Source organism: Bacillus smithii (assembly GCF_001050115.1).
Lineage (GTDB): Bacteria > Bacillota > Bacilli > Bacillales > DSM-4216 > Bacillus_O > Bacillus_O smithii.
The window spans coordinates 1,781,593-1,793,185 of record NZ_CP012024.1 but is presented as its reverse complement, the minus strand read 5'-3'; the positions used below and the strand labels follow the sequence as shown (position 1 = coordinate 1,793,185).

Below are 11,593 nucleotides of genomic sequence, written 5' to 3'. Positions count from 1 at the left end.
TTATCATAAAAATATTATGTAAACTAAATAAGAGGAAAAACTTGCTAATCACCGTTAATAACATGTATAGTTGAATTGGCTTTTCATAAAATAAAGCGAGACGAATGGGTTTTTACCGCATGGTGGGTTTAGCAGAAAAGGCTGACAATCTTTAAGGGCAAATGTCGCTGCCATCCTGAATGATGTTTTAGAACGATGAAAAACAAAATGCCTTTGATGAAGATGGAGATAAAAAAGGAGGAAATAGAGATGACAGTGGTGGATGAAATAGTCAAAAAGAAAAAGGGCTATACCCTTCATTTTGTCAAAACCGATCAATACAAAACGAATACAATTGTGTGGAAGATGAAAGCACCTCTTGAAAATGAGACGGTTACTTTAAGAGCCCTTCTCCCTTACGTGCTGCAAAACAGCTCCAAGAAATATCCGACAACCACATCCCTCCAATCTTATTTGGAAGAGCTGTATGGGGCTAATTTTTTTGTGGATGTTGGCAAAAAAGGCGAATACCACATTATGAGTTTTTCCATTGAACTCGCCAATGAAAAATTTTTAAAAGAGAAGACGCCATTATTACGTACAGGACTTGATTTTTTAGCTTCTATTTTACTTGCACCCAATGCAGAAAACGGCCGATTTCATGAATCATCCGTGACGAGTGAAAAACGGATTTTAAAACAGCGATTGCAATCGTTGTTTGACGACAAAATGCGTTATGCGAGCCAACGTCTCATAGAGGAAATGTGTGAAAATGAACCATATGCGTTGCATCCATATGGGCGCTTGGACGATGTCGATTCCATTTCTTCAGAAAGTCTGTATCAATATTATGAGAGAGCGCTCCGAGAGGACGAACTGGATTTATATGTCGTTGGTGATGTAGATTTCGAGGAAGTGGAAGATGTTTGCGACCAATTGTTCTTACTGTCGGATCGGCAGCCAAAATTAGTGAAAAAACGCTCGATTCCTTCGCGATCGGAAGTAAAAGTAGTGAAAGAGCAGCAATATGTAAAGCAAGGAAAATTAAATATTGGATACCGAACTCATGTGTCATTCGGCGATCCCGATTATTTTGCGCTGCAAGTATTTAATGGAATATTCGGGGGATTTTCTCATTCAAAACTGTTTTTAAACGTTCGGGAAAAAGAAAGCTTAGCTTATTATGCTTCCAGTCGTCTTGAAAGCCATAAAGGGTTAATGATGGTCATGTCCGGCATTGAAAGTAAAAATTATGAAAAAGCGGTTGCCATCATTCGCAAACAGCTTGAAGCGATGAAAAACGGAGACTTTTCCGACAAGGAAATCGAACAAACGAAAGCGGTCATTCATAATCAATTGTTGGAAACCATTGATACTCAGCGAGGTTTAATTGAAATGCTTTATCATAATGTGCTGGCGAAGAAAAATGTCACAGTGGAAGACTGGCTGCAAGGAATTGTGGAAGCATCTGATTCAGAAATTGTCAAAGTGGCCGAAAAAATTGAAATGGATACCATTTACTTTTTATCTGGACAGGAGGGGCTTAATTGATGGAAAAAATTCAATTTGATCAGCTCCAAGAAGAATTGTACTATGAAAAAATGAGCAATGGACTTGACGTTTATATTCTCCCGAAAAAAGGATTTCACAAAACTTATGCGACTTTTACAACGAAATACGGTTCTGTGGATAATGAATTTGTTCCGCTCAGTAAGGATCAATTCACCCATGTTCCGGATGGAATCGCCCATTTTCTTGAACATAAATTGTTTGAAAAGGAAGATGGCGATGTCTTTCAGCAGTTTAGCAAACAAGGAGCGTCTGCCAACGCTTTTACCACTTTCACAAGAACCACTTATCTTTTTTCCAGCACCTCCAACGTGCAGCAAAATTTGGAAACGTTGATTAATTTTGTTCAAGATCCTTATTTTACCGAAAAAACGGTAGAAAAGGAAAAAGGGATCATCGGTCAAGAAATTACCATGTATGAGGACAACCCCGATTGGCGTGTTTATTTCGGCTTAATTGAAAATATGTATCATCATCACCCGGTTCGCATCGATATTGCGGGCACGATCCAATCCATTGATAAAATCACAAAAGACCTATTGTACGAATGCTACTACACTTTTTATCATCCAAGTAATATGCTGCTCTTCGTTGTGGGGCCGGTCAATCCGGAAGAAATCATGAATCAAGTAAGGGAAAATCAATCGAAAAAGAACTATCAAAACCAGCCGGAAATCAGGCGTCACTTTGAAAAAGAACCGGAAGATGTAAAAGAAAAGCTCAGGGTTCTACCTATGGATGTAAAAACGCCGAAGTGCTATGTGGGCATAAAAGGCGCAAAGACCGATATTAAAGGAATTGAAATGCTGCGGTATGAATTATCCATCAATGTATTGTTGGAGATGCTGTTCGGAAAAAGCTCTCAAAATTATTTTGACTTGTACGAAAAAGGTTTGATTGACGATTCATTCTTTTTCGATTTCACGCAGGAAGAGGGATTTGGCTTTGCGATGATTGGCAGTGATACAATGAATCCGGATGAATTTGCTAAACGCATCCAATCCGTTTTACTGGACGCGAAAACAGGCGCTTATTTAACGGAAGATGCACTTGAAAGAACGAAAAAGAAAAAAATTGGTGCGTTTTTAAGATCGCTGAATTCTCCGGAATTTATTGCCAATCAGTTTACGCGGTACGCTTTTCATGAAATGAATCTTTTTGATGTAGTGCCAACTCTTGAACAACTGACATTTGATGACATAAAAAAAGTAGCAGCCGAATTGATTGCTCCTAATCGATTAACCACTTTTCAAGTTACACCCAAATAACGTACGATTTTATATCAGGAGTAGACAAAAAGCGCCTAACGTATCTAATTTGTGTTGAATGAATCACAACTTTTCATCCGTACGGAAAATTATTGCGGATGAAAAGTTGATTTTGTTTTTCATCCATGAGTCCATGTGTTTTGCTCTTACTACTAAGAGATGAAATTTCTCAAATTGGCTGAACGGCTAACATAGAAAATGTAAACTTATAAAGGAATTGTAGTTAAAAAATAAGGGAGTAAGTTTATAATATGAAAAAGTTTGCTTTAATTACCGGGGCGAGCGGGGGAATTGGTCAAGCAGCTGCTCGAGTATTGGCCCAAAACGGATGGAATTTGTACCTTCATTATCATCAAAACCGTGAGTCCATCCAAAACTTGATGAATGATCTCAAACCATATGGTTTAGAAATCATTCCTATTCAAGCAGATTTAAGAACGGATGACGGAATCACCACTTTGGTCGAAAGCCTTTTTTCCGTTGATGCCCTCGTTTATGCGAGCGGGAATTCCTATTATGGGCTGCTTCAAGACATGTCGACTGTCGAAGTGGATGAACTTCTTGCTGTGCATGTACGAAGTCCGTTGCTGCTCATTCGATCGATATTGCCCAAAATGTCTGCGAAACGGAAAGGCCAAATTGTACTTGTCAGTTCCATTTGGGGACAGACGGGGGCCGCATATGAAGTCGCCTACTCAGCTGTAAAAGGTGCACAAATCGCTTTTGTAAAGGCGCTAAGCAAAGAAGTGGCTGCGAGTGGAATCCGCGTTAATGCAGTGGCGCCAGGAGCAGTCGCAACCAAAATGGTGACCGAACAGCTGTCGGAAGAGGAATTGTCGATTTTAAAAGAGGAAATCCCAATGAGGAGGCTTTCCGCCCCGGAGGAAGTGGCTGAAGCCATCGCGTTTTTGTTATCTGATCAATCTTCTTACATAACCGGTCAAATATTGGCGGTGAACGGTGGCTGGTACACATAATTCAAAACGAATGTCTTTTACGAACATAGATGAATAAACCCGGTTTAAGAATGTATATTTTTGTGCAGACGTTACAAACTATACTTGTATCTCACTAAAGGGAGGTTCAATGAATGTCTGTACTTGATAGCTGGGAACAATGGAAAGATTTTCTAGGAGACCGTTTAAATCAAGCGAAAGATCAAGGAATGAATCAGCAAGCAATCAGCGATATTGCTTATCAAATCGGCAACTACCTTGCAAACCAAGTAGATCCGAAAAATGAGCAGCAACGGGTGTTGGCCGATCTTTGGTCTGTCGCTTCCCCAGAAGAACAACATGCCATTGCTAATGTCATGGTAAAACTTGTGCAAAATAACGGGACTCATTAGAGAGGGAAATCCCTCTCTTTTTTTTCTTTAAAAAATGGCGAAAATCATTTATCATAATAGCTAGATGTTTATTACCACCCGGATTGTCACTTGGAGGGTTTTATGGAAAAACAAGAGTGGTATTTAGAATACGAAATACAAAAGAACCGTCCTGGGCTCTTAGGCGATATTTCTTCATTGCTCGGCATGCTCTCAATTAATATTGTGACAATCAACGGGGTTGATCAAGGAAAACGGGGCATGCTTCTATTGGCTAAAACGGAAGAACAAATTGTCCGCCTTGAATCCATTTTGCGAACAATGGACACGATTAAAATTGTAAAACTTCGAAAGCCTAAAGTAAGAGATCGTTTGGCTGTTCGTCATGGAAGATATATCACCCATGACGCTGATGACAAAAAGACTTTTCGATTTGTGCGAGATGAATTAGGAATACTGGTTGATTTTATGGCGGAATTATTTAAACAAGAAGGTCATAAACTGGTTGGAATTCGCGGGATGCCGCGTGTAGGCAAAACAGAATCCATTGTAGCGGCAAGCGTCTGCGCCAATAAAAGATGGCTTTTTGTTTCTTCAACGCTGATTAAGCAGACTGTCCGCAGTCAATTGTTTCGGGAAGAATACAGCGACCAAAATATTTTTATTATTGACGGAGCCGTTTCGGTAAGGAAAGCAAATGAAAAACATTGGCAGCTCATTAGAGAAATTATGCGGATCCCGGCCGTAAAAGTAATTGAGCATCCTGATATTTTTGTCCAAAACAGCGAATATTCCATTGATGATTTTGACTATATCATCGAATTGCGCAATAATCCAAATGAAGAAATTACATACGACTTGATGTATAAAAATCAACTTTTTCAGAATTCTGAGTTCGAAGGATTTGACTTTTAAAATTGGAAGGTGTTTACGGTGACAGAACTAGGAAACCGCTTGAAAGAAGCAAGGGAAGCGAAGGGGCTTACCCTTGATGACGTTCAGGAAATGACCAAGATTCAAAAAAGATATTTGGCCGGCATTGAAGAAGGAAAATATGATCTGATGCCGGGAAAATTTTATGTTCGAGCCTTTATTAAGCAGTACGCGGAGGCTGTAGGGCTTGATGCTGAAGAAATTTTCAATGAATATAAAAATGAAATTCCGGACTCTCATGAAGATGAAATTCCTCAGCGAGTGACGCGGATAGAACCGTCTTCGCGAAGGACTGTTTCCGGCGGGGCTTCGGGAAAGTTTTTCGATTATTTGCCGAAGATTATTGTAGCTGTGTTTATTATCGGAGCGATTTTTCTTGTATGGGCATTGATTCCAAAAGACGGCGGAAATGAAAAAAGCGGAAATGATCATACGGTCAAAGTGGAGCAATCCAAAAATGTAGAGCCTGTTAAGGAAAATTCCGTCAGCAAGAAGAAAGAAACGAAAAAAGAAGCGAAGAAAGAAGAAAAAACGTCTAAAACGGACAAAAAAGAAGCGAACAAAAAGGATCAATCCGAGTTGAAAGCTGTTCAGTCTAGTGGTCGACAAACGGTTTACCAATTGACGAATGCGAAAGATTTCAAAATATCGATTGCTTCAACGGGTGAAAGCTGGATTCAAGTGACCGATGAAAGCGGAAAATCGTATTTTTCTAATTTGCTTCGAAAAGGACAAACGCAAACGTTTGATTTGAAAGGCCACAGTCAAGCGAAAATTGTGGTCGGTTTTGCACCTGCGACAGAGATTAAAGTGAATGGTCAAACCGTTCAATATAAAATCCCTGCAAATCAGGTCGTTCGCCAGGACATCATCATTCAAAATCGTAAATCGGCGCAATAAATTAATTAAAATTGTTTAGGATACTGTTTTCGATGGAATAGTGGGGGTACTTCTTGTGAATTTACCAAACAAAATTACTGTATCACGTATATGTTTAATTCCAATCTTCGTTATTTTGCTTGTTGTTCCATTCAATTGGGGAAACATCACCATTCTAGGGACAACCATGCCTGTGACTCACTTCGTGGGGGCCCTTGTATTTATCCTTGCCTCGACCACCGATTGGATTGACGGACATTTTGCACGAAAGTACAACTTGGTCACGAACCTGGGAAAATTTCTTGATCCGCTTGCGGACAAATTGTTAGTTTCGGCTGCGTTTATTATACTGGTTGAATTGGGATATGCTCCTTCTTGGATCGTCATTTTGATCATCAGCCGCGAGTTTGCGGTGACAGGGCTTCGCCTTGTACTTGCTGGGGAAGGAGAAGTAGTTGCGGCCAATATGCTTGGAAAAATTAAAACATGGACGCAAATCATTGCGATTTCTGCGTTGCTTCTTCATAATATTTTGTTTGAAAATTTCTCGATTCCGTTTGCGGATTTTGCCCTTTGGGTAGCGCTCTTTTTCACGTTATGGTCAGGCTGGGATTATTTCGCCAAAAATGCACATGCATTTAAAAACTCCAAGTAAAATGAAATGAAACAACTAGAAAGGCTGGCTCATCCAAGAACTCGAAAAAGACGGTTATGCACTTTCGTTCTTGTTGAAGAGCGGCCTTTTTCTGTTTGGATCTCTATATGATTGAGGAGGACTATTTTATGAATGCTGAAATTATTTCGGTTGGTTCCGAACTTCTACTCGGCCAAATCGTCAATACGAATGCACAATTTCTTTCTCGTCATTTGGCTGAAATGGGCGTCAACGTATTTTATCAAACCGTTGTCGGGGATAACAGCGATCGGCTTCTTTCAACGATTCAAAAAGCAGAAGAAAGAGCAGATCTCATCATTTTTACAGGTGGTCTTGGCCCGACACGTGATGATTTAACAAAAGAAACCATTGCCGCGCATCTAGGCAAGAAACTCGTTTTGAACGACGAAGCGTTTAAAGGAATTCGTCAATATTTCCTTAAAATAGGCCGTGAGATGACGGAAAATAACAAAAAACAAGCTCTTGTTCTAGAGGATTGTCTTGTTTTGCCGAATGAAAACGGCATGGCTCCCGGTATGTTTGTGAAATCAAAAAATAAATTTTATATGCTTTTGCCGGGGCCGCCAAAAGAAATGCAGCCGATGTTCGAAAAATATGGAAGGCCGGCTATATTAAATGTTTTGGATCGCCAAGAAAGCATTGTTTCACGCGTATTGCGTTTCTTTGGCATCGGAGAATCGCAGTTGGAGACAGAGATTGAAGATATGATTATGAACCAAACAAACCCGACCATTGCGCCTTTAGCTGGCGACGGAGAAGTGACCATCCGACTTACGGCGAAGCACCGATCAAAAGAGACAGCTAATGAGATGATAGACAAAGTAGAAAAAGAGATTTTAAACCGTGTTGGCGAATACTTTTACGGTTATGGACAAACTACGATTGCAGCTGAATTAGTACAGAAGCTGAAACAACAAAATAAGACGATTGCCTGCGCTGAAAGTTTGACCGGAGGACTGTTTCAAAGTATGATTACCGCTGTTGCAGGAGCAAGCGCTGTTTTAAAAGGCGGGATTGTTTGTTATACAAACGAAGCGAAAGAGCATCTGGTCGATGTTTCAAAAAAGACGCTTGATACGTTCGGAGCGGTCAGTGAGCAGTGTGCGAAAGAGTTAGCTGAAAATGTAAGGAAAAAGCTTAACGCTGATATTGGAATCAGCTTTACGGGAGTAGCAGGACCCGATTCTTTGGAAGAAAATCCTCCTGGAACTGTTTGGATCGGCATTTCTGAAAAAGGAAAAGAATCAAAGGCCGTATTGCTGAAGCTTGCAGGGGATCGGAATCAAATTCGTAACCGTACAGCTAAATACGGTTGTCATTTTTTGCTGCGAACTTGTCAGTAATTTGCTGAAAATGATTGACTTTTCTTTTTTATTGCGCTATTCTTTAAACAAGAGCCACACAATTCAATATTGTAACAGAATTGACTCTTATCAAGAGTGGCGGAGGGAATAGGCCCGAAGAAGCCCGGCAACCTTCAAGAAATCAATGCTTGAAAAGGTGCTAATTCCTACAGATCAGGAAATGATCTGGAAGATAAGAAGGGAAATGATGAACTCAAGCCCTCTTCTTATTGGAAGAGGGCTTTTACTGTTCCTCATCCATCAGGATGGGATCTATTCTCAGATAAGTCGCTGAAATTTCAATCTTCGAATTTTTCGGGAGGTTTTATTATGGCAAACGAGCAATGGGAAAAAGACACAAAATTATTGCATGCAGGGCAAATACCTGATCCTGCGACGGGTGCCCGTGCAGTACCGATCTATGAAACTACTTCTTATGTGTTTCCGGATACGGAACACGCGAGCGCTGTATTTGGACTAAAAAAAGAAGGGAATATTTATACCCGGATTACCAATCCAACTGTTGATGTATTTGAAAAAAGAGTGGCGGCGCTTGAAGGAGGTACTGCCGCTGTAGCATTTTCTTCAGGCATGGCAGCTATCGCGCTCTCCGTTTTAAATGTTGCGAGTGCAGGAGATGAAATTGTCGCAGCGTCTGAATTGTACGGCGGTACTTATAATTTGTTTTCTGCTACTTTTCCTAAATATGGGATTCATGTAAAATTTGTCGATGCTCAAGATCCTGAAAATTTTCGAAAAGCGATCACTCCACGAACAAAAGCTCTTTTCGGAGAAATCATCGGAAATCCAAGTCTAAATGTGTTGGATGTTGAAAAAGTTGCGGCCATTGCCCATGAAAATGGGATTCCGTTGATTGTAGACAATACGTTTGCGTCACCATATGGTTCCAATCCAATCAAATGGGGAGCCGATGTTGTCGTTCACTCGGCAACAAAATGGATTGGCGGTCATGGAACAGTTATTGGCGGAGTTGCTGTAGACGGCGGCCACTTTGATTGGAATAATGAAAAATTCCCTGATTTTATCGAACCGGACCCAACTTATCACGGTTTGCGTTATGCCGATTTAGGAGGAACTGCGTTTGCAACAAAACTCCGCGCACAGCTATTGCGTGATTTTGGGGCATCTTTAAGCCCGCATAGTGCGTTTTTGCTATTGCAAGGATTAGAAACGTTGCATCTTCGTTTGCCAAGACATCACGATAACACGAAAGTCATTGTTGACTATTTGCTGAAGCATCCAGCAGTGGAATGGGTGTCTCATCCTAGCTTAAGCGATCATCCTTCCCATGAATTGGCCAAAAAATACTTAAATAATTTCTTCGGCTCTATTGTGGTATTTGGCATTAAAGGCGGTCGAGAAAGCGGGAAAAAGCTCATTGATCACATTCAACTTTGGTCGCATCTCGCCAATGTGGGCGATGCAAAATCGTTAATAATCCATCCGGCCTCCACTACACATCAACAGCTATCAGCTGATGAGTTGAAATTAGCAGGTGTCAGTGAAGAAATGATTCGTCTTTCTGTTGGACTGGAATCTCCGAAAGATTTAATTGCCGATCTCAATCAAGCTATCGAAAAAGCAACCGGCATTTCGGCTGAAAAGCTTGAAATATAAACAATTTGAAAAGGGGGCGTATTGCTCTCTTTTTCTTGTATGAGTAAAATTATTGTGGGCAAAATTTAACCCCCTCATTTGTTGAGGGAACGTTAGAACGCTCAACAAATGAGGGGGCCACCAAGCGAAAGCGCGGTAGTTAATAAGCAAATAACATGAAAAAGAGGGTTACTCCTTGGTAGAATCTTAGTCAACCAAAACTAAATCACAAACAAAGGAGTAACCCCTCATGCAAAAGAATAACACAGTATATCCAAATTTAAAACAGATTGAGCAATTAGTTTGGAGGCAATTACAGGAAACCTTCTCAAAGGTCATGAAAACACTATTAGAGGACATGGACAAGCAGATTGCTGAAGAACGAAATAAAAAGCGTTATCGTCTACTCGATAAGCGTATCACCACTATTATCAGTCTTTTTGGAGAAATAAAGGTGAAACGGAACTACTACCGAGACAGGGAGAAAGGTGAATATGTCTATCTGCTTGATCGCTCTTTGGAATTCGAAGGGACCGGCTCCTTTAGTCCGCTGATAGAAGAAGCGGCTCTAGAGCTTGCCATTACAGGGCCATCCTATCGAAAGGCAGAACACACGCTTGAAACACTTTTAGGATACCGAGTGATTAGTCACGAAGCTATACGTCAACACCTGTTACAGATTGAAAGTATCCCAAAAGAGCGACAGCCTGTAAACTATCCTGTCCTATTCGTGGAAGTGGACGGCCTATATGTGAAACGTCAAGGAAAAGGAAAACGGGGCAAGGAAGAAAAAATTGCAGCGGTTCATCAGGGCTGGGAAATCAACGGAAAACGAGTAAGTTTGAAAGACAAACGCCATTTTATTCACCGTGGGAACCAGCCATTTTGGGAGGCGTTTGAGGATTTTCTCATTGAAAACTTCGAGTATGACCCAACTGTCCATAAGCTAGTAATAAACGGGGATGGTGCCGGATGGATTACAGCCTGTCGAGACCATTTTAAAGGCAGGGCATTCTTTTCAATTGACCGTTTCCACGTGGCAAGGGATATTCGCAGCTTATTCCGTAAGCATCCTCGCTATCGCCAAATGCAAAAGGCACTAGCGTCCTATGACAGTCAGAAACTACTTACGGAATTAAACAGTGCTGTTGGAACACTAGAGACAGAGGATCAGGAAGAACGTCTTGACCAATTGATTCGTCAACTAGAAAAATATCCTGAAGCCCTCGGGGATTACCGGAAGTGGCTCCAAGAACAAGGTATTGACACCAAAGGAATGCGTCCAATGGGAAGTGCCGAGGGAACGATGAGTGTCTTCGCAAAAAGGCTCAAAAATGGACGTAGCTGGGTAGAAAAAGGCGTAAGTGCCATGATTACTGGATTGGTGGCTTTCCTAGACAATCTGGCATTGAAAACATTATTTGGGAAAGTCGAAAGATGGACAGAAACCAAGGAGGAAAAGAATCCACCAAAACATTACGTAGAAAAGGTGACAAGTACAATTGGTGAAGTCACAAGAGACAATCTCCTATACCTAAAAGGTAAGGCAAATATTCCAGTGTACAAGACTTTAAAGGAGTTGGCCGGATTTTAAAAAAGACAAATTTTTTATCAAGAGAGTACCCTAAAATGGTGAATCCGCTTTCATTGTTAGGGAGAAAAAAACTGCCCACAAATACTTGACTCAATCCTTTTTCTTCTTTTGTTTGCTTTTCATTCTGCTTTGTTTTAAAATATTCAGTAGAAAATGATCCAGACAATTTCTCTTCGTGTGACCATCCACCATTAATCCCTCTCTTGGACATTTTCCCCCCTCTTTTTTTTACTTTCAATCCAATTTATGAACAAGAGCGTGTGAATTTTAGCAATAGCTGGAAAAATTAGGATCAGCTGAACATGGTATTTTGAAAAATAATAATGACGAATAAATGTTCGATTTTTGCTTGTAAATCGTTTCAGAAACATTTATATTATTAGTAGGCTTTAACAAAAAAACAGCTCT

The 11,593-nt window shown here is 40.6% G+C and carries 10 protein-coding genes and 1 riboswitch; all 10 genes read left to right on the top strand.

The genetic code is table 11. The annotated features are described in order from the left end of the window. Window positions 1-249: 249 nt before the first annotated feature. The 10 genes from yfmF to BSM4216_RS08385 all read left to right on the top strand — a co-directional run bounded on the left by yfmF (window position 250) and on the right by BSM4216_RS08385 (window position 11,185). On the top strand, window positions 250-1,530 hold the full coding sequence (gene yfmF, locus BSM4216_RS08430; protein ID WP_048623419.1) for an EF-P 5-aminopentanol modification-associated protein YfmF: 1,281 nt from the start codon (window positions 250-252) through the stop codon (window positions 1,528-1,530). Next, window positions 1,530-2,816, top strand: coding sequence for an EF-P 5-aminopentanol modification-associated protein YfmH (gene yfmH / locus BSM4216_RS08425; RefSeq protein ID WP_048623418.1), 1,287 nt, complete (start codon window positions 1,530-1,532; stop codon window positions 2,814-2,816). The genes yfmF and yfmH overlap by 1 nt, the downstream gene beginning before the upstream one ends. A gap of 251 nt (window positions 2,817-3,067) precedes the next feature. After that, window positions 3,068-3,793 carry an elongation factor P 5-aminopentanone reductase gene (gene ymfI, locus BSM4216_RS08420; protein WP_003352419.1) on the top strand — a complete coding sequence of 242 codons (726 nt, stop codon included), beginning with the start codon at window positions 3,068-3,070 and terminating at the stop codon, window positions 3,791-3,793. 113 nt (window positions 3,794-3,906) lie between these two features. Continuing rightward, window positions 3,907-4,164 (top strand): DUF3243 domain-containing protein, encoded by a 258-nt coding sequence (locus BSM4216_RS08415; protein ID WP_003352418.1) that lies wholly within the window; start codon window positions 3,907-3,909, stop codon window positions 4,162-4,164. Between the two features lie 102 nt (window positions 4,165-4,266). Next, on the top strand, window positions 4,267-5,058 hold the full coding sequence (locus BSM4216_RS08410) for a DUF3388 domain-containing protein (RefSeq protein ID WP_048623417.1): 792 nt from the start codon (window positions 4,267-4,269) through the stop codon (window positions 5,056-5,058). An 18-nt stretch (window positions 5,059-5,076) separates the two neighbouring features. Next, window positions 5,077-5,976: a helix-turn-helix domain-containing protein gene (locus BSM4216_RS08405; protein ID WP_048623416.1), complete on the top strand. Its 900-nt coding sequence runs from the start codon at window positions 5,077-5,079 to the stop codon at window positions 5,974-5,976. 55 nt (window positions 5,977-6,031) lie between these two features. Then, complete coding sequence (gene pgsA / locus BSM4216_RS08400; RefSeq protein ID WP_003352414.1) at window positions 6,032-6,610, top strand: CDP-diacylglycerol--glycerol-3-phosphate 3-phosphatidyltransferase; 579 nt, start codon at window positions 6,032-6,034, stop codon at window positions 6,608-6,610. 128 nt (window positions 6,611-6,738) lie between these two features. Next, complete coding sequence (locus BSM4216_RS08395) at window positions 6,739-7,974, top strand: competence/damage-inducible protein A (protein ID WP_048623415.1); 1,236 nt, start codon at window positions 6,739-6,741, stop codon at window positions 7,972-7,974. An 84-nt stretch (window positions 7,975-8,058) separates the two neighbouring features. Continuing rightward, window positions 8,059-8,174: riboswitch (SAM riboswitch) on the top strand. A gap of 130 nt (window positions 8,175-8,304) precedes the next feature. Next, window positions 8,305-9,612: an O-acetylhomoserine aminocarboxypropyltransferase/cysteine synthase family protein gene (locus tag BSM4216_RS08390; RefSeq protein WP_048623414.1), complete on the top strand. Its 1,308-nt coding sequence runs from the start codon at window positions 8,305-8,307 to the stop codon at window positions 9,610-9,612. A 229-nt stretch (window positions 9,613-9,841) separates the two neighbouring features. Next, a complete protein-coding gene (locus BSM4216_RS08385; protein ID WP_048622768.1) occupies window positions 9,842-11,185 on the top strand; it encodes an ISLre2 family transposase in 1,344 nt (447 codons plus the stop codon). The last annotated feature ends 408 nt before the right edge of the window (window positions 11,186-11,593 follow it).